This is a genomic window from Streptomonospora nanhaiensis (assembly GCF_013410565.1).
Taxonomy (GTDB): Bacteria; Actinomycetota; Actinomycetes; order Streptosporangiales; family Streptosporangiaceae; genus Streptomonospora; species Streptomonospora nanhaiensis.
The window spans coordinates 3,089,808-3,108,233 of the sequence record NZ_JACCFO010000001.1 but is presented as its reverse complement, the minus strand read 5'-3'; the positions used below and the strand labels follow the sequence as shown (position 1 = coordinate 3,108,233).

The 18,426-nt window shown below is 76.7% G+C and carries 16 protein-coding genes; 15 read left to right on the top strand and 1 reads right to left on the bottom strand.

Going from position 1 to position 18,426, the window contains the following annotated elements:
* Window positions 1–54 precede the first annotated feature (54 nt).
* From folK to HNR12_RS13390, 5 genes are all read left to right on the top strand, one after another.
* Window positions 55–513, top strand: coding sequence for a 2-amino-4-hydroxy-6-hydroxymethyldihydropteridine diphosphokinase (gene folK, locus HNR12_RS13410; RefSeq protein WP_217781238.1), 459 nt, complete (start codon window positions 55–57; stop codon window positions 511–513).
* Between the two features lie 5 nt (window positions 514–518).
* Entirely contained in the window at window positions 519–1,118 is a 600-nt protein-coding gene (locus HNR12_RS13405; protein ID WP_372451044.1) for a DUF3180 domain-containing protein, read from the top strand.
* A 246-nt stretch (window positions 1,119–1,364) separates the two neighbouring features.
* A complete protein-coding gene (locus HNR12_RS13400; RefSeq protein ID WP_179767799.1) occupies window positions 1,365–1,841 on the top strand; it encodes a DUF5946 family protein in 477 nt (158 codons plus the stop codon).
* A gap of 309 nt (window positions 1,842–2,150) precedes the next feature.
* On the top strand, window positions 2,151–2,684 hold the full coding sequence (locus tag HNR12_RS13395) for a PH domain-containing protein (protein WP_308118912.1): 534 nt from the start codon (window positions 2,151–2,153) through the stop codon (window positions 2,682–2,684).
* A 2,523-nt stretch (window positions 2,685–5,207) separates the two neighbouring features.
* A complete protein-coding gene (locus tag HNR12_RS13390) occupies window positions 5,208–6,698 on the top strand; it encodes a PH domain-containing protein (protein WP_179767798.1) in 1,491 nt (496 codons plus the stop codon).
* Between the two features lie 76 nt (window positions 6,699–6,774).
* On the opposite strand, the gene HNR12_RS13385 is transcribed toward HNR12_RS13390, so the two are convergent.
* Window positions 6,775–7,167 carry a VOC family protein gene (locus tag HNR12_RS13385; protein WP_179767797.1) on the bottom strand — a complete coding sequence of 131 codons (393 nt, stop codon included), beginning with the start codon at window positions 7,165–7,167 and terminating at the stop codon, window positions 6,775–6,777.
* Window positions 7,168–7,230: 63 nt separating this feature from the next.
* On the opposite strand from HNR12_RS13385, the gene HNR12_RS13380 reads away from it, so the two are divergent.
* The 10 genes from HNR12_RS13380 to HNR12_RS13335 all read left to right on the top strand — a co-directional run bounded on the left by HNR12_RS13380 (window position 7,231) and on the right by HNR12_RS13335 (window position 18,405).
* Window positions 7,231–8,286, top strand: a complete 1,056-nt coding sequence (locus HNR12_RS13380; RefSeq protein WP_179767796.1) for a WYL domain-containing protein — start codon at window positions 7,231–7,233, stop codon at window positions 8,284–8,286.
* Between the two features lie 353 nt (window positions 8,287–8,639).
* Window positions 8,640–8,882 (top strand): chaplin family protein, encoded by a 243-nt coding sequence (locus HNR12_RS13375; protein ID WP_179767795.1) that lies wholly within the window; start codon window positions 8,640–8,642, stop codon window positions 8,880–8,882.
* Window positions 8,883–9,385: 503 nt separating this feature from the next.
* Window positions 9,386–9,628 (top strand): chaplin family protein, encoded by a 243-nt coding sequence (locus tag HNR12_RS13370; protein ID WP_179767794.1) that lies wholly within the window; start codon window positions 9,386–9,388, stop codon window positions 9,626–9,628.
* Between the two features lie 308 nt (window positions 9,629–9,936).
* Window positions 9,937–10,827 carry a Rossmann-like and DUF2520 domain-containing protein gene (locus HNR12_RS13365; RefSeq protein WP_179767793.1) on the top strand — a complete coding sequence of 297 codons (891 nt, stop codon included), beginning with the start codon at window positions 9,937–9,939 and terminating at the stop codon, window positions 10,825–10,827.
* A gap of 46 nt (window positions 10,828–10,873) precedes the next feature.
* Window positions 10,874–11,734 carry a pantoate--beta-alanine ligase gene (panC, locus tag HNR12_RS13360; RefSeq protein ID WP_179767792.1) on the top strand — a complete coding sequence of 287 codons (861 nt, stop codon included), beginning with the start codon at window positions 10,874–10,876 and terminating at the stop codon, window positions 11,732–11,734.
* A gap of 37 nt (window positions 11,735–11,771) precedes the next feature.
* Window positions 11,772–14,372 carry an L-aspartate oxidase gene (locus tag HNR12_RS13355; RefSeq protein ID WP_179767791.1) on the top strand — a complete coding sequence of 867 codons (2,601 nt, stop codon included), beginning with the start codon at window positions 11,772–11,774 and terminating at the stop codon, window positions 14,370–14,372.
* 33 nt (window positions 14,373–14,405) lie between these two features.
* Window positions 14,406–15,185: a type III pantothenate kinase gene (locus tag HNR12_RS13350; protein WP_179767790.1), complete on the top strand. Its 780-nt coding sequence runs from the start codon at window positions 14,406–14,408 to the stop codon at window positions 15,183–15,185.
* Between the two features lie 85 nt (window positions 15,186–15,270).
* Window positions 15,271–16,767 (top strand): bifunctional lysylphosphatidylglycerol synthetase/lysine--tRNA ligase LysX, encoded by a 1,497-nt coding sequence (gene lysX / locus HNR12_RS13345; RefSeq protein ID WP_179767789.1) that lies wholly within the window; start codon window positions 15,271–15,273, stop codon window positions 16,765–16,767.
* Between the two features lie 684 nt (window positions 16,768–17,451).
* Window positions 17,452–17,712 carry a LuxR C-terminal-related transcriptional regulator gene (locus HNR12_RS13340; RefSeq protein ID WP_179770593.1) on the top strand — a complete coding sequence of 87 codons (261 nt, stop codon included), beginning with the start codon at window positions 17,452–17,454 and terminating at the stop codon, window positions 17,710–17,712.
* A 135-nt stretch (window positions 17,713–17,847) separates the two neighbouring features.
* On the top strand, window positions 17,848–18,405 hold the full coding sequence (locus HNR12_RS13335) for an amino-acid N-acetyltransferase (RefSeq protein WP_246425070.1): 558 nt from the start codon (window positions 17,848–17,850) through the stop codon (window positions 18,403–18,405).
* Window positions 18,406–18,426 lie beyond the last annotated feature (21 nt).

The following is an 18,426-nucleotide window of genomic DNA, read 5'->3' as shown; positions in this document are numbered from 1 at the left end:
CGGTCGGCGGCCCGGCGGGTGGTGCTGGCGCTGGGCAGCAACCTGGGCGACCGCATGGCGGCCCTCCAGGGCGCGGTCGACGCGCTGTTCGAGGCGCGGCTGCTGGTGCCCCGGGCGGTGTCGCCCGTCTACGAGACCGCGCCGGTGGGCGGGCCCGAGCAGGGGCCGTTCCTCAACGCGGTCGTGGCCGCCGACACCGCGCTGCCCGCCGAGGCGGTGCTGGAGCGCGCGCTGGCGGTGGAGGAGGCGTTCCAGCGGGTGCGCGAGGTGCGCTGGGGGCCGCGCACGCTCGACGTCGACATCATCGCGGTGGCGGGGGAGCGCAGCGACGACCCCCGGCTCACGCTGCCGCACCCGCGGGCGCACGAGCGGGCGTTCGTGCTGCGGCCGTGGGCCGACATCGACCCCGGCGCCGAGATCCCCGGGCGCGGCGCCGTGCGCGAGCTGCTGGCCGCCGTCGCCGACCAGGAGCTGCGGCGGCGGGACGACCTTGAACTGCGGTTTCCGGACTGAGGCGTATGTACCACGATGACGACCGGCGCGCCGCGGGCGGCCACTGGCACGCGATGCACGGCGGCGCGTGGGAGCCGGGCGAGCCGGGGCCCGAGGACCCCGGCCGCGGCGGCGCGGCCCGCGAGCCCGGCGACGGCGGGGGCCGGGTGCGTCCCACGGGGTGGCGCATGCCGGTGGTGGTCATCGTGCTCAGCGCGCTGGCGGGCTACCTGCTGGTGGACCGGTTCTACGGCGACATCCCGCTGCTGCCCTGGACGGCCATCCCGACCCTCGGTCTGCTGGCCGTGGGCGAGGGGATCACCGCCGTGCACACCCGACGCCGCATCCGCCGGGTGCCCGGAACCGAGCCGATGGAGCCGCTGAGCGCGGCCCGGCTGGTGGCGCTGGCCAAGGCCAGCGCGGTGTTCGCCTCGGTGGTGATCGGCGCCTTCGGCGGCATGCTGGTGGTCCTGGCCGACCGGCTGACGGCCGCGGACGTCCGCGCCGACGCGTTCACCGCGGCGGGCACGCTGGCCTCCGGCGTGCTGCTGCTGGCGGCCGCCCTGTTCCTGGAGCACGCCTGCCGGGTGCCGGGCGAGGGGCAGCCCGGCGGCCCCCGGACATGAGGGCGCGGCCGGCGGGCCCGCGGATCGCGGTCCGCGGGGCGCGGGCCCGGAGGTGCGGGCGGCGCCGGTCCCGCCGTTGACCCTCCCGTGAGGGGAGGCCCTACGCTGACGCCCCGGCGCCGCGGAGTCCGCGTAGGAGCGGTCGGCGCCGTTGGCGGCGGCCGAGGGGCGGCCGTGCGAGCAGGGGAAGGCGCGCGCGGTGCCCGCGCCGCCGCGTGATCGGAGGTGGGCGCCATGGAACGGCCCATGGCACGGTGTCCCGAGTGCGGTGCCCCGGCGGGCCCGCCGTCGTGCGAGGAGCTGTTTCACGCCGTGCTCGCGCTGGACCACGCGCGGCGGCCGCCCTGGGGCCCGCTGCACGGTGTCACGGTCTCCTGCTACCTGCTCCAGCACGCGGGCCGGCGGCCCGCCGCCGACCGGGACCGGGCCTGGGCGCTGCTGACGGCCTACCTGGACAGGGGCGCCGAGGCCGCCGTGCGGATCTCCGAGCGCTCCCGGCGCGCCAACTCCCACCGCAACCGCGGCGCGGCGCTGCCGGGACTGTTCCCGGGCGCGGACGCTCCCGCGGTGGCCGCGCCGCCGGCGGCCTTCGCCGTCACCATCGCCGACGTCGCCCAGGACGGCACGTTCCCGGCCGAGGGGTTCGCGGACCGGCTCACCGACTGGGCGCGGGCAACGGTCACGGCCTGGCGCGAAGCGGAGCCCGAGCGGCCGCGACGCTGAGCCCCTGGCCGCGGGCCGCGGCGGCCGAGGCGCGCGGGCGTGGGCCGGGGCGGCCGGCGGCGTCCGTGCGGTGGGTGGCCGGTGCCGGGTGCCCGAGCCGGTGAACGGCGGGTTCGTGGGCCGGGGCGGGCACGGTGCGCGCGAAGTGGCGCCGCCCCGGGCGGAACGCGCCCATCCGGGGGCGTATGTGCGCCGTGCCGCCGCGGAGTGGCATCGGGATGATTGACTGGAATCGTGGACTTTGCCGCGTCTGAGTCAGCACCGCAGCGGACCGAATCCGGTCCGCGCTCCGACGACGCCCCGTCGGCCGTGTCCGCCGACGACCCCGGCGGCCGCTCCACCGCGCGCTCCGCGCTGGAGACCGCCTTCGCTGCGCCCGAGGGCACCTCGTGGAGCCGCGTGTCGGCCTCCCTGACCCTCTACCGGCGCCTGACCCTCCTGGCCGTGGCCGTGCCCGCGCTCCTGCTCGGCGGCGCCGCGCTGTGGACGTGGGGGTGGCCGTGGGCCGTGGTGTGGGTCGTCCTGCTGGTGGCCGCCTCCGCGGGGGGCTGGGTGCTCGCCGAGCGCGTGTGCGCCTCGTGGGGCCACGCCGAGGGCGAGACCGACTTCTACCTGACCTACGGGGTGGTCACGCGCCAGCTCGTCGTCATCCCCTACGGCCGGATGCAGGTGGTGGACGTCACCTCCAACCTGCTCGAACAGGCGCTGGGCATGGCCACGGTGCGGGTGCGCACGGCCGCCACGACCGCCGACACCCGCATTCCCGGACTCCCGCTGGACGACGCCGTGCGCCTGCGCGACCGCCTCGCGGCGCGGAGCGAGACCTTCTCGACGGGGCTGTAGCCGATGCGGTCGGCCGCTCGGCCGCGGCGCCGCGCCCGCGCAGGGCGTCCCGCGCACCCGGTCCGGACCGCCGCTCGCGGCGGAGGGCAGAGGGCCGAGCGGCGCGCCGCACGGGATCGCGGCGCGTCTTCGGGCACCGTATGCGGAGTGCCGCGCGTTCTGCCCGGGAGCGGGCGGCGCACCGCGAAGTCCGCCGCGCGGGCGGAGCGCGCGTGCGGCAGCCGCGTGCGCCGACCCGGCACGCCGCGCGAGCGGGGCGGCCGCGCCGATGCCGTCGACCGGTAGGACCAGCGGCCGCAGAACAGGCCCGCCAGCACGGGGAGGAAGCCAACGGTGAGCGACGCCAAGGACAACGCCGCGTCCGAACCGCGCGAACCCGACGACGGGCGCGGGCGGGGGGCGGGTCTTCCGCCGGACGCGCGCTGGTTCGGCGATCCCTCGGGGGCGGACGAACCGGCGGCCGCCAGGGGCGCCCCCCGATCCGGTGCGCCGGAACCGAGCGGTCCCGGTGACCGAAACCGGGAGCACCGGGAGGCGGCGCAGCCCGCCGCCTCGGGCGCCGAAGCCGCCCCCGCGGCGGAGCCCGAGGTCCCGCCGAACGAGCGCGGCGGCCCGGTGGACACCGCCGCCCCCGCCCGCCCCGAGGAGCGGCCGCCGGGTGCACCCGAGCACGGCCCCGCGGACGGCCGCACCGCCCACGCGGACCCGGTGCCCGGCCCTCCGCCGCCCGCACGAGGCGCCGGCCGGGACCCCGCCGAAGCCCGGGCCGCGGCCTCCCCCGGCGATGAAGGCGCCGCGTCGGCGCGCGCCGACCACGCGGCCGGCCCCCTCCCCGAGGGCGCCGAGTCCGCGCGCCCCGAGCGCGGGACCGGGGCCCCGACCGACACCGGAGCGGGCGGCGGCCGCGCCGGGCGCGGTGGACGGGACGCCGAGGCACGCGCCTGGGGCGACGCCGAAGGGCGGCGCGGCGGCCAGACCCTGGCCTGGTTCACCGACCGTCCCGGCACGCCCGGCCCCTCGGGCCTGCGGCCGGCCACCGCGCCCACCGACACCCACCGCCCCGAGCACATCCCCCGGCCGCCGGTCGTCGACCGGCCGTACTACTCGTCGGCGGCCGCGGCGTTCGTGCAGAGCGGACCCGACACCGTCGGCGCCGATGGCGGCCGGTCGGCGTTCGGCGCCGAGGGCGCGCCCGGGGGACGCGGGCGGCGAGCGTCCGGCGGCGGGGATCCGACCGGTCCGGGTGACGAGGGCCGTGCCGTGCCGCCGGGCGGTCGGCGGTCCCCGGCGGCGGGCGACCCCACCGGCCCTGAGCGCGACCCCGTGAGCGGCGAGGGCCACGACGCCCCCGCCGCGCGCCCCGGTGCGGGAACCGCGCGGGGCGGTCCCGGCGGAGGGGCGTCCGTGCCGGAGACCGGTGCCGGCGGGGACCTGGGGCCGGGCGAGCCGTCCGGCGGCGCGCGGGGACCGGGCGGCGCCGAGGAGCGCGGCGCGGGCGACGACGACCTGGCGGTGCCGCCGCCGGTGGTCGACCGGCCGTACTACTCGCCGGCGGCCGCGGCGTTCGTGCAGAGCGGGCCCGACCCCTCCGGTGCGGGCGTGGGGCCGTTCGCGCGGCGCGGGGAGGACCCCTCCGCGCCGGGTGGCGGCGCAGGCGGCGCAGCCGCCGGAGCGCCGCGCGAGGGCCGGGCTCCCGCGCCGGAGGGCGGGGGTGCCCCGGCGGAGGGTGTGCCGCGCGGCGGCGGATCCGCTGAGGAGCCGCCCGAGTCCGCGTCCGGTGCCGATGGCGGCTCCGAGCCCGACGGGGGGTCCCGGCCGGGCCGAGGGGCCGTGGCCGGCGGCGGCCGTGGCGACGATGCCGGGGACAGTGCGGTGACCTGGTACCGGGGCGCCGGCGAAGGGCGGCCGACCGAGGACGCCGAAGGGCCGGGTGCCCCCGGTGGCGCCGACCGGGCCGGGCCGCCGGGGGGAGGGCGCCGGCGGCCCCGGCTGGTGCCCGCCGCGACCGGGCCCGTCGCCGGTGCCTACCCGGTGCCCGCCGCCTACGCGGGTCCGTACCCGTCCGCCGCTCAGCACACCGGGTACCCGCACGCCGCGCAGGGCCGGCACCCCCACCCCGCTCAGGGCCCGTACCCGCACGACGCCTCGGGCTCGCGTCCGCAGGCTGCTCCGGGCCCGGACCGCCCGGCCGCCGGGTCCTCCGGGGCCCCGGACGGTCCGAGCGCGTACGGATTCCCCTCGCCGCACGGCTATCCGTCGGTTCCCGGCGGGCCGTGGGCCCACGGGCACTCCTCCGCCCCGGGACGGCCCGGCGGTCCCGGCGGGACCGGAGGCCCCGGGGGCCCGGGGGATACCGCCGGCCCGCCGGGCGCGGGACCGCGCCCGGGGGCGGGAGGCCCCGAACCCTCGGGGCCCGGGCGTCCGGCAGACCCCGGTGCGCCCGGCCCCGCCCCGGCGGCGCCGCCGGGGCACCCCGCCGGTCCGGCCCCGGCGCCCCACCCGCTCGGCACCGCCGCCGGCCCCATGGGTCACCCCGGGTCCGTCGCCCACCCCGCGAGCCCCGCCGGGTTCGCCGCGGCCCACCACGGGGCACCGGGCGGGCCGCCCGGCGGCGCCTCCGTGCGGTTCCTGCCGCCCTCCACCGGGCCGCAGGGGCCGCACCACGGCCACCCCGGCTCCCCGGGGTACCTGGGAGAGCCCGACCGGCCGCGCCGCCCCGAGCCCGACATCACGCGCGGCGCCCACCGCACCCACTGGGCCACCGTCCCGTTCCAGGTCGTCCTGGTCACGGTGGTGTTCATCGCCCTGCCCGGCCCGCTGCTGAGCGAGCTCGGCCTGGGCTGGCTCTTCCTGGCGACCGTCGCCCTGGCCTGCGGCACCACCGCGTTCGCGCTGCTCTCCTGGTGGCAGTCCTCGTTCGGGCTGCGCGAGGACCACCTCGTGGTCCACTCCGGCCTGGTGCGCCGCTCCTCGCGCGAGATCCCGCTCAGCCGCCTCCAGGCGGTCGACGTCGTGCGGCCGCTGCTGATGCAGGTCCTCGGCCTGGCCGAACTGCGGGTCGAGCTGGCCGGCGGCGACGCCAGCGAGATCCGGCTGCGCTACCTGCGCTGGGAGACCGCCGAGCGGTTCCGCGCCGCGCTGCTCGCCCACGCCGCCGGGCTCTCGGGCAGCACGCCCGAGGCGCCCGAGGCGCCCTTCTACAAGCTCCCGTTCGGGCTGCTGCTGGCCGCCATGACGTTCCGGCTGCCGGTCCTGGGCGCCACCATGCTCTTCCTGCTGCTGGTGGTGGCCGGGTTCGCCATGGGCGAGCCCGGGGTCCTCGGCGGCGCCATCCCGCTGATGCTGGGCCTCATGCGCGGCTTCCTGGGCCCGCTCACCCGCTACACCGACTTCTACGCGTCCCTGTCGCCGGACGGCCTGCGGCTGCGCTACGGCGTGTTCCAGGCCCGCATGCAGACGGTCCCGCCCGACCGCGTGCAGGCGGTGCGGATCGTGGAGCCGCTGCTGTGGCGCTCGCTGGGCGTGGTGCGCGTCGAGGCCAACGTCGCCGGCTACGTCGGCGAGCGGCAGATGGACTCCTCCACGCTGCTGCCGGTGGCCCCGCGCGAACTGGCCTACGCCCTGGTCGACGAGCTGTTCCCCGGCACCGACGCCCGCGGGGTGGCGCTGCACCCGGCGCTGACCGGCCGCCCGCGCGACGGCGCCCTCGGCGTCGACGAGCACCTGTACGTGGCCCGGCGCGGCCGGCTGTGCGAGGTCACCGAGATCGTCCCGCACGCGCGGACCCAGACCATCCGGATGAGCGCCGGCCCGCTCGCCCGGAGGCGCGGGGTGGCGGAGGTCGACGTCGACACCCCGCCCGGCCCGATCCGGGCGCGCGCCACCGGGCGCGAGATCACCGAGGCCCGCCGCGTGGTGGAGGGCATGGCGGCCTACGGCCACGACGCCCGCCGGAGGACCCCCGGCCCCGAGCGCTGGGCCACGCGCAGCGACACCCCCGCGGCCGACGACTGACGGCGCCGCCGCGCGGCCGCACCGCCTCGGCGGCCGGCCGCGCGGCGGCCCGGGGCGGGCCGTCCCCGCCCTCGGGTCAGACCATGGTGGAGATGCAGAACGGGTGCCCGGCGGGGTCGAGCAGGACCCGCCACCGGTCGGGGCTGGGCTGGAACTCCGGCGCGACCGCGCCGTTGGCGACCAGGTGGGCCTGGGCGTCGTCGAGGTCGTCCACGCCCAGTTCGATGTGGGCCTGCTTCTCCTGCGCGGGGTCCGGCCAGGTCGGGCGCCGGTAGTCCGCCAGGCGGTTGAACCCCAGCCCGGGCGCCCCCTCGCGGCCGAGCAGGACGAAGTGGTCGCTTGAGTAGACCACCGGCAGGCCGAGCAGGCCGCCGTAGAAGCGGGCCATCTCGGCGGGGTCGGCGCAGTCGAACGTGACGGCGGCGTAGCGGAAGGCGGGCGCGCCCGCGGGTGCGGCTTCGGAGTTCATGCAGGGACCCTAGAACCCGACCCGGACGAGTTGGGTCCGGGTCGGCTGCCGCACACTCAGACGGTGATCACCACGTCCGCCCGCCTGCTCCACCTGGTCGCCCTGCTGGCCGCGCGCCCGTCGTGGACGTGCGGCGAACTCGCCGAGCGGCTGTCGGTCACCGACCGCACGGTGCGCCGCGACATCGCGCGGCTGCGGGAGCTGGGCTACGGGGTGGAGTCCGACCCCGGCCCGTGGGGCGGCTACCGCCTCGGAGTCGGGCGGCGCATGCCGCCCCTGGTCCTGGACGAGGAGGAGGCGCTGGCGGTCGCCGTCGCCCTGCGCGAGGCCGCCGTCAGCGGGGTCCTGGGCGGCGACCAGGCGGCGCTGTCGGCCCTGCTGAAGCTGCGGCAGGTGCTGCCGGGGGTGGTGGCCGAGCGGCTGGGCGCGATGGACGCGGCGCTGGTGCACCTGCCCGGGCCCGCCGAGCCGCAGATCGCCCCCGGCACGCTGCTGGACCTGGCCGCCGCGTGCCGCCGGGGCGAGCGGGCGCGCCTGTCCTACCGCGACCGCGCGGGGCGCGCCACCGTCCGCGAGGTCGACCCCTACCGCGTGGTGCGGGCCGGGCGGCGCTGGTACCTGGTCGCCCGGGACGTGGCCCGGGGCGAGTGGCGGACCTTCCGGGGCGACCGGGTCCAAGGGCTGGAGCCGAGCGGGCGGCCCGTCGAGGCGGCCGGCGCGCCCGACCCCGCCGCGCTGGTCGCGCGCGCCCGGGCCGCCGCCACCTACCCGGTGTACGCGGTGGCGCGCCTGCCCGTGCCGATGGAGCGGGCCGTGCGCCTGGTCCCGCCGTCGGTCGGCACCCACCGGGCGGACGGCCCCGGCGCCACCGTCGTGGAGGTCGGCGGCCCCGACGCCGACGGGCTGGCCTGCTTCCTGCTGCGCCTGGGCACCCCGGTGCGCGTGCTGTCGCCCGACAGCGTGCGCGAGGCCCTGCTGCGCCGCCTGCGCGAGCTGTACGCCCACAACGCCGGCACCGCCGGCGGCACGCACGGCGCCGATGACGCGCACACCGCCGGCGGGACCGGGCCCGAGGGCGGCGCGCACGGCCGGGAGGGTGCCGGGCCCGGGCCGGGGTGAGCCGCGGACGGGCGGACCGGCGGCGCCCGCCCGCGGCGCGCCCTACCCCTCCGCCCGCCCGGGGGAGCGGCGACACACGGCCGGGATTCCGTGATGTGGTGTGTGTCACTCCCCGGGCGTGATGTCCCGGCATGCACGGAGAGTTATCGGCGGGAATGTCCGGACAAACGCGGGCAAGGCACGTGGGTGAATGATTCCCCCTGCTTATTCACTTTCGCGGGGTTGGTGGAAATGCGGGACACGCGTGACCGCGTGTGACTAGATTGAGTTTCGAACGCGATGTGTGATCGTGTTCCTACGAATAGTCAACGACGCCGGCCGGTCCTGTCCGACCGGCCTGGAGGGGAAACCACGTGCTGAAGAAGACCCTGGTCGCCAGCGCCATCGCCGCCGCCGCTGCCGGTGCGTTCATCGCCGGGGCGCCCGCCGCCTCCGCCGAGGTCGAGCAGGAGACGTCGGGCAACGGCAGCATCCTGGGCGGCAACCAGCTCGGCCTGGACCTGAACGTCCCGATCAACGTGTGCGGCAACGCCATCGCCGTGATCGGCAACGCCGGCGCCTACTGCGAGGACTCCGGCGCCTTCGTCAAGAACTGAGGGATCCCGGCCGCGGCTCGCCCTCCCGGGGAGCCGCGGTCAGCACGGGGCCGGTGCCGCTGCGCGGCGCCGGCCCTTTCGTGTCTCCGGGGCGGACGCCGCCCGTCCGGCGGTCGTGTCCGGTCGATACGCCCGTTCCGGTGCCTCTGGGGCGGTCCCGGTATGGATTCGCAACGTGCGTACGCCCGTGCTCGTTTCGCCCCGCCCGGAACCGGGTCGGAACTCTTCTCACCGAAACGCCGGATAGGCGGCGGGCGAAATCGGGCACATCGCATGTGTCCTCTCTCACATGTCGCTGCAGACAGCGGGCGGTACGCGGATCCAAATCCGGAAATGTGCGGCGACTCAGCGTCCCATTATCGTTCCTTAATGTGATCCGCGCTGGTGGCCGGCGGCGCGGACGGGCGTCGGTGTGCGTAGATGGGTGCCGAGCACAGCGCGTGCTCAGGCAGCAACCGCGACGGCCGGGCGACCCCCGCCCGGTCTGGAAGAGGGGAATCCACGTGCTGAAGAAGTCTCTCGCCGCCGGCATCGTCACCGCCGCCTCCGCGGCCGTCCTCCTGGCGGGCACCCCCGCCTTCGCCTCCGACTACGTCCAGACCTCCGGCAACGGCGGGGTCGTCGCCGGCAACCAGGCCGTCGTCAACGCCGACGTCCCCGTCAACGGCTGCGGCAACGCGGTCGCCGTGCTCGGCAACGCCGGCGCGAGCTGCTGGAACTCCGGCGTCATCGTCAGCAACCAGTAGGCCCCGCTCAGCGGAGCGCGCCCCAGGCGCCCGCGCGCGGTATCCGTGCCCGCACGCGGGCACCGGCGCCGGCCCCCCGCGGGCCGGCGCCGGTCGCCTCCCCGGCGGCCCCGCCCGCCGCGGCCTCCGGACACGGGGCCGGCCCCCGCGCGGCCCGCGCGGTCCCCGACCGCCCCGCCCGCCGCCGCCCCCGCCGGGCACCGCCCCGGCGGCGCGCCGCACCGGGGTGGCGCGACCGCGACGGCCGACGGCGCTCAGTAAGCTGGCCGCACAATGTCCGGTACCCGAGTGGACTGGAACGAGGTGCGATGCGGCCCCAGGAGAACTCCGAACGCCCGGCGCGGCTGCGCGTCGGGGTCGTCGGCGCCGGCCGGGTCGGCTCCGCGCTGGGCGCGGCCCTGGCCCGCGCCGGACACGAGGTGGTGGCCGCCTCGGCCGTGTCCGAGCGCTCCCGCCGCCTGGCCGAGGCCCGGCTCCCCACCGCCCGCCTCACCGACCCCTCCGACGTCGTGGACTCCGCCGACCTCGTGCTGCTCACCGTCCCCGACGACGCCCTGGAACCCCTCGTGCGCGGCCTGGTCGAGACCGGCGCCGACGTCACCGGCACCTTCCTGGTGCACACCAGCGGCGCCCACGGCCACCAGGTGCTGGCGCCCGCCACCGCAGCCGGGGCCCTGCCCCTGGCCCTGCACCCCGTCATGACCTTCACCGGCCGCGACGAGGACCTCGACCGGCTGGCCAGCGCCTCCTTCGGTGTCACCGCCCCCGACACCCTGCGGCCCATCGCCGAGGCGCTGGTGGTCGAGATGGGCGCCGAGCCCGTGTGGATCGCCGAGGAGCACCGCACCCTGTACCACACCGCCCTGGCCGGGGGCGCGAACCACCTGGTCACGCTGGTCGCCGAGAGCGCCGCCCTGCTGGGCGCCGCCGGGGTGGACAACCCCGGCCGCCTGCTGGGTCCGCTGCTGGGCGCCGCGCTGGACAACGCCCTGCGCCTGGGCATGGACGGCCTGAGCGGGCCCGTGCTGCGCGGCGACACCGCCACCGTCGCCGCCCACATCGCCGAGCTGCGGCGGCACTCGCCCGAGAGCGTGCCCGCCTACATCGCGCTGGCCCGGCTGACCGCCGACCGCGCGCTGGCCGCCGGCCTGCTCAAGCCGCACGACGCCGAACGCCTGCTGGACGTGCTCCAGGACTAGGGCGGCGGCCCCCGGACCCCGGACCCGCACCCACGAAAGAGCCCCCATGAGCCACCCCATCCCCGCCCCCGCACTCGCCCGCACCCCCGAGGAGCTCGGCCGGCTGCGCTCCCGGCTCGGGCGGGTCGCGCTGGTGCCCACCATGGGCGCCCTGCACAACGGGCACCGCTCCCTCATCGCCGCCGCGCGCGAGCACGCCGACGCGGTCGTGGTCAGCGTGTTCGTCAACCCGCTGCAGTTCGGCCCCGGCGAGGACTACGAGCGCTACCCCCGCGACCTCGACGCCGACCTCGCCGTGTGCGCCGAGGAGGGCGTGGCGCTGGTCTTCGCGCCCTCGGTCGAGGACATGTACCCCGGCGAGCAGATCGTGCGGGTGGACCCCGGCCCCATGGGCGCCGTCCTGGAGGGCGCGTCCCGCCCCGGCTTCTTCGGCGGGGTCCTCACGGTCGTCAACAAGCTGTTCAACCTGGTGCGCCCCGACATCGCGGTGTTCGGCCAGAAGGACGCCCAGCAGCTCGCCCTGGTCCGCCGCATGGTGCGCGACCTCAACATGCCCGTCACCGTCGTGGCGGCGCCCACCATGCGCGACCCCGACAACCTCGCCTCCTCCAGCCGCAACGCCTACCTCAGCCCCGAGGAGCGGCGCAGCGCGCTGGCGCTGTCGCGCGCCCTGCTGGCCGGGGCGGACGCCTCGGTCACCGGGCCGGTGGGTATCCTCAGTGCGGCCCGGGCGGTCCTCGACGAGGCAGCTCAGGCCACTCCGCCGGTGTCGGTGGACTACCTGGCCCTGGTCGACGCCGGCACCTTCACCGAGGTGGCCGCCGACCACCGGGGCGACGCCGTGCTGCTCGTGGCGGCGTGGGTGGGCAGGACCCGGCTGATCGACAACGTGCCGCTCACCCTGTGACCTCGGCGAGGGCGGCGGCGGAACAAGGAGGACCGCGGTGCCGGACAACCCCTTCGCCCTGCCGCGCAGGCTCGCCGCGCCCGCGCCGGGCTGGACCGTCGAGACCGACGTCGTGGTCGTCGGCTCCGGAATCGCCGGGCTGAGCACCGCGCTGCGCTACACCGAACTCGCGCCCCGCGGCCGGGTGGTGCTCGTCACCAAGGACCTGCTCTCCACCGGCTCCACCCGCTGGGCCCAGGGCGGGATCGCCGCGGTCGTCGACCCCTCCGACGCCCCGCTGGCCCACATGGTCGACACCATCGTGGCCGGGCGCGAGCTGTGCGACGTCGCCGCGGTGCGCACCCTGGTCACCGCCGGGCCCGAGGCGCTGCGCTGGCTGGTCGAGCGCGGCACGGCCTTCGACCGCGCCGCCGACGGCAGCCTGGAGCTGACCCGCGAGGGCGGCCACCGGGCCCGCCGCATCGCCCACGCCGGCGGCGACGCCACCGGCGCCGAGATCGAGCGAGCGCTGATCTCCGCCGTCGCCGCCGAGCCGCGCATCGAGGTCATCGAGCACGCCTTCGTCCCCGACCTGCTGCCGGTGGCCCCCGCCTCCGGCGCCGAGGGGCCGAGCGCCGCCGCCGGGGTCACCGTGCACGTGATGGGTGAGGGCGAGCGCGACGGCGTGGGCCGGGTCGCCGCGCGCGCCGTGGTCCTGGCCACCGGCGGCATCGGCCAGGTGTTCGCCGCCACCACCAACCCCGAGGTCTCCACCGGCGACGGCCTGGCCGCGGGCCTGCGCGCCGGCGCCGAGGCCGAGGACCTGGAGTTCGTCCAGTTCCACCCCACCGTGCTGTGGCTGGGTGCGCAGGCCCGCGGCCAGCAGCCGCTGATCTCCGAGGCGGTGCGCGGCGAGGGCGCGTTCCTCCTCGACACCGAGGGCCGCCGGTTCATGGCCGACCGCCACGAGCTGGCCGACCTCGCGCCGCGCGACGTGGTGGCCCAGGGCATCGCCGCCGCCATGGCCGCCACCGGCGCCGACCACGTGCTGCTGGACGCCCGGCACTTCGGCGCCGCCATGTGGGAGGAGCGCTTCCCCACCATCCTGGCCGCGTGCCGCAAGCACGGCATCGACCCGGTGACCGAGCCGATCCCGGTCGCCCCGGCCGCCCACTACGCCTCGGGCGGGCTGCGCACCGACCTGCGCGGGCGCACCACGGTGGCCGGCCTCTACGCCGTGGGCGAGGTCGCGCGCACCGGCGTGCACGGGGCCAACCGCCTGGCCTCCAACTCGCTGCTGGAGAGCGTGGTGTTCGCCCACCGGGTCGCCGAGGACCTGGCCGCGGGCGGCGGCCCGGCCGTGAGCGCCCGCCCGGCCGCCGCGCCCGAGGGCCCCGGCGGGCTGGTGGCCCCCGAGCTGGTGCCGCGCGTCCGCGCGGTGATGTCCCGGCACGCCGGGGTGGTCCGCGACGCGGACGGGCTCGGGGCGGCGCTGGAGGAGCTGGGTGCCGTGGCCGCCGACCCCCGCAACGCCGAGGCCGTGCCCGGCACCCCGGCGTGGGAGGCCGCCAACCTGCTGACCGTGGCGCTGACCCTGGTGCACGCGGCGTACCGGCGGGCGTGCGCCGAGGCGGAGTCCCCGGCGTCCGCCGGCGCCGACCCCGCCGCGTCCCGGTTCGGGGTGCGGGCGGCGCTGGGCGGGCGGCCGTACGTGGTCGTCCGGCCCCCGGCCGAGCCCGCGCCGGAGGCGCTGCCGGAGCTGGCCGAGGTCGCCCGCTCGGGCGGCCACTCCGGCGGCGGCGCGGCGGCCGTGGTGGAGCGGGTGCGCGCCGCGCTGCGCGAGGACCTGCTGCCGCCCGGCGAGGGCGCGGGCACCGGCGTCGACGTCACCACCGCCGCCACCATCCCCGCCGCCCAGATCCGCACCGCCGACGTGGTCGCCCGCGCCGAGGGGGTCGTGGCCGGGCTGCCCGTGGCCGAACTCGTGTTCGCCCTGGTCACCGAAGGCGTCATGGAGGTCCGAAGACACGTCGCCGACGGCGACCGCGTGCGCCGGGGCGACGTGCTGATGACCGTCACCGCCCGCACCCGCCACCTGCTCACCGCCGAGCGCACCGCCCTCAACGTCCTCACCCACCTGTCGGGGATCGCCACCGCCACCGCCGCCTGGGTGGCCGCGGTCGCCGGCACCGGCGCCCGCGTCCGCGACAGCCGCAAGACCCACCTGGGCCTGCGCGCGCTGGAGAAGTACGCGGTGCGCTGCGGGGGCGGCGTGAACCACCGTTTCGGTCTGGCCGATGCCGCCCTCATCAAGGACAACCACGTGCTGGCCGCCGGCGGCGTGGCCGAGGCCGTGCGGGCGGTGCGGGCCGCCGGCCCCGGGGTGCCGCTGGAGGTCGAGGTCGACCGGATCGACCAGATCGAGCCCGCGCTGGCGGCCGGCGCCGAGGAGATCCTGCTGGACAACTTCACCGTGGAGCGGATGCGCGAAGCCGTGGAGCTGGTGGCCGGGCGCGCGCGCCTTGAGGCCAGCGGCGGGCTCGCCCTCGGCGACGCCGCGGCCGTGGCGGCCACGGGTGTGGACTTCCTGGCGGTCGGCGCGCTGACCCATTCCAGCCCAGCTCTGGACATTGCGCTCGATCTCCGGGACATTCACTGAGATCCTCCGGAACGGACCAGGAGAGGCCCACTGATGCTGCTCGCGATCGACGTCGGCAACTCGCACACGGTTCTCGGGCTCTTCGACGACGAGGACCTGCTGGAGCACTGGCGCGTCTCCACTGAGGCGCGGCGCACCGCCGACGAGTGGGCCGTGGTGCTCCAGGGCCTGATCGGCGGCAGTTCGATGATCGGCGCCGGCGCGGTCGACGGCATCTCGCTGTGCTGCTCGGTGCCCTCGGTGCAGCACGAGATGCGCGAGATGTTCCGCCGGCACTTCGGCGACGTCCCCGCCGTCATCGTGGAGCCCGGCGTCAAGACCGGGGTGCCGGTGCGCATGGACAACCCCAAGGAGGTCGGCAGCGACCGCATCGTCAACGCGCTGGCGGCCGTGCAGCTCTACGGCGGCCCGGCGGTGGTGGTCGACTTCGGCACCGCCACCACCTTCGACGCGGTCAGCGCCAAGGGCGAGTACGTCGGCGGCGCCATCGCCCCGGGCATCGACATCTCGGTCGAGGCGCTGTCGCGGCGCGGCGCCCAGCTGCACATGGTCGAGCTGGTCAAGCCGCGCACCGTCATCGCCAAGAACACCACCGAGGCGCTGCGCTCGGGCATCGTGTTCGGGTTCGCCGGGCAGGTCGACGGGATCGTGGACCGCATGGCCCAGGAGCTGACCGACGACGCCGACGAGGTCACGGTGGTGGCCACCGGCGGGCTGGCGCCGATGGTGGTCGACGAGTGCGAGACCGTCGACGTGCACGAGCCCTGGCTGACCCTGATCGGCCTGCGCCTGGTGTTCCAGCGCAACACGTGAGTGCCGCGGGCCGGGGCTGCGGCGCCCCGGCCCCGCCCGGGCGCGGGGGCCGAGCGCCCCTCCGGGCGCGGATAGGATCGGGGGCGTGACTGGAGTGCTGGACGAATCGTACGACGACCTGCCCGAACAGATGCGGGTCCGGCGCGAGAAACTGGACCGCATCCGCGCGGAGGGCACCGACCCCTTCCCGCTCGGGTTCCCCCGGACCACCACCATCGGCGCGGTCCGGGACAAACACGGCGGTCTCACGCCCGATTCGGCCACCGGCGAGCGCGTGGGGATCACCGGGCGCGTCATGCTCTACCGCACCGGCGGCAAGCTGTGCTTCGCCACCCTGCGCGACTCCACCGGCGACCTCCAGGTCATGCTCTCGCTGGACAAGCTGGGGCCCGAATCCCTGGCCGCCTGGAAGTCCGACGTCGACCTCGGCGACCACGTCGGCGTCGAGGGCGAGGTCATCACCTCCCGCCGCGGTGAGCTGTCGATCATGGTCGACTCCTGGGCGCTGACCGCCAAGTGCCTGCGCCCCCTGCCCGAGAAGCACAAGGGCCTGACCGACCCCGAGGCCCGGGTGCGCCAGCGCTACGTCGACCTCATCGTCAACCCCGAGGCCCGGCAGATGGTGCGCAGCCGCTCGGCCGCCATCCGCGCGCTGCGCCGCGGCCTGGACGAGCGCGGGTTCCTGGAGGTCGAGACCCCGATGCTGCAGCGGGTGCACGGCGGCGCCACCGCGCGGCCGTTCACCACGCACATCAACGCCTACCACCTCGACCTCTACCTGCGGATCGCGCCCGAGCTCTACCTCAAGCGGCTCGTGGTGGGCGGCATCGAGAAGGTCTTCGAGATCAACCGCAACTTCCGCAACGAGGGCGCGGACTCCACGCACAACCCCGAGTTCACGATGCTGGAGTTCTACCAGGCCTACGGCGACTACGACTCCATGGCCGACCTCACCCGCGAACTCCTCCAGGAGGCGGTCCGCGCGGTGTTCGGCACCACGGTGGTCGAGCGCGACGGCCGCGAGTACGACCTCGGCGGCACCTGGGGTTCGGTGACCCTCTACGGCTCGGTGTCGCAGGCCCTCGGCGAGGAGGTCACCCCGCGCACGCCCCTGGAGTCGGTGCGCAAGCTCGCCGACGCGCGCGGCGTGGAGTGGAACCCCGACTGGGGGCAGGGCAAGCTCGTCGAGCACCTCTTCGAGGAGCTGGTCGAGCACACCATCCAGGAGCCGGTCTTCGTCCGCGACTACCCGGTCGAGACCAGCCCGCTGACCCGCCGGCACCGCGACGACCCCCTGCTCACCGAGAAGTGGGACCTGATCGGGTTCGGCATGGAGCTGGGCACCGGCTACTCCGAGCTGGTCGACCCCGTGGAGCAGCGGCGCCGCCTCACCGAGCAGTCGCTGATGGCCGCCGGCGGCGACCCCGAGGCCATGCAGCTGGACGAGGACTTCCTGCGCGCGCTGGAGTACGGCATGCCGCCCACCGGCGGTGTCGGCGTGGGGATCGACCGGCTGCTGATGGCGCTCACGGGGCGCAACATCCGCGAGACCATCCTCTTCCCGCTCGTCAAGCCCGAGTGAGGTGCGGGGCGCCCGGCGGCACGTGCCGGGCGCCCCGGCCCATCTCGTTGCGGGATCGTGATATTCGGCTGAGCCCGAAAGTCGCAGCCTGCGAAGGCTGTCCTCGGGGCCATGTTGTGAATACCGGTCCAGGGGCCGAAAGCGCGTGAAATCCCCGGTAGTGAAGGTTCTTTTCGCAGGTCATTCTCAGCTCTGAGATTTTCTCGGAAATGGGCCTGTGACCTGCGATGATCGTCTCGTCACTTTGCGTAGTCGATTCGACCTTGACGGGTTGTGCTCCTCGGCTTAGCGTTTCGAGGCAAGCGGAGTATTCCTCCGCAGGTTTGCCGTAGTGGATCGACATGACGGTGAGTGAGGATGGCTGGGCACGGCTTCAGCGCGTTCTTGTCATCCTTTGCCGTGTGCGCCCACGCGCGATCTGTCCGTCCCAGATCGCGCCGACCGCGACCGCGCGCTTCCGTGCTCGCCGGTGTCCGCTTCTGTGCCAGAGGAGCGGGCCCACCGGAGGCCGGGAACCGGTCGCGGGGAACGTCGGCGTCCGCGCGCCAAGAGGCTCGCGCCTCCGCCCCGTGCAGGCCGCTGCGGCGACGAGTTGATGTTCCGCACTCACCACGGATGAGGGAGGACGGAGTGGAACAGGCCACACTCGTACGTCGTGCCGTGAAGGACCCCGGCGTGTCCCTGATGCGCGAGGGCATTGTCCCGGCGGTGCCGGCACCGGTGCCGGCACCCGAGGGGGCGCAGCCCCTTCCGGTCAGCCTGACCGACGACGAACTCCAGTTGCTGGCGGAGATCGCCACCGGCGTCACGACCGACGTCGCGGCGCGCCGGCTGGAGCTGAGCGCCCGCACCCTGCGGCGCCGTCTGCGCGCGATCTGCGACCAGCTGGGCGTGAACACGCCCATCGAGGCCGTTGTCTGGGCGGCCCGCAAGCAGCTCATCTAGCCGCACGGGCACACCCCGCCCGCACGGCGACGACCCCCACCGCATACCCCACGGGCCGCGCGCCGACCGCACAGGTCGGCGGGCGGCCCGTCCGCGTGACCGCCCGGTGCGGCCCCGACCCGCTCAAGTAAGCTGATGCGCGACATGCACGCCACCACCCAGGTCACCGTCCGCCGCGCGCGCACCGGCGACGTCCCCGCCATCCGGCGGCTGGTCGACTCCTTCACCGGCGAACGGCGCGTGCTCGCCAAGAGCACCGTCACCCTCTACGAGGACATCCAGGAGTTCTGCGTAGCCGAACTCGGCGAGGGCGCGGACCGCGCGGTGGTGGGCTGCGGGGCGCTGCACGTGCTCTGGGAGGACCTCGCCGAGGTCCGCACGGTCGCGGTCGACCCCGCCGTCCAGGGGCGCGGCGTGGGCCACCGCATCGTGTCGGTGCTGCTGGACCGCGCCCGCGAGCTGGGCGTGCGCCGGGTGTTCTGCCTGACCTTCGAGACCGCGTTCTTCGCCCGGCACGGCTTCCGGCCGATCCAGGGCACCCCGGTCTCCCCGCGCGTCTACGAGGAGCTGCTGCGCTCCTACGACGAAGGCGTCGCGGAGTTCCTCGACCTGGACCGGGTCAAGCCCAACACGCTCGGCAACACCCGCATGCTGGTCCACCTGGAGGAGCCCGCCGCCGCGCGCGGGCGCTGACCCGGTCCCGCCACCACCCCC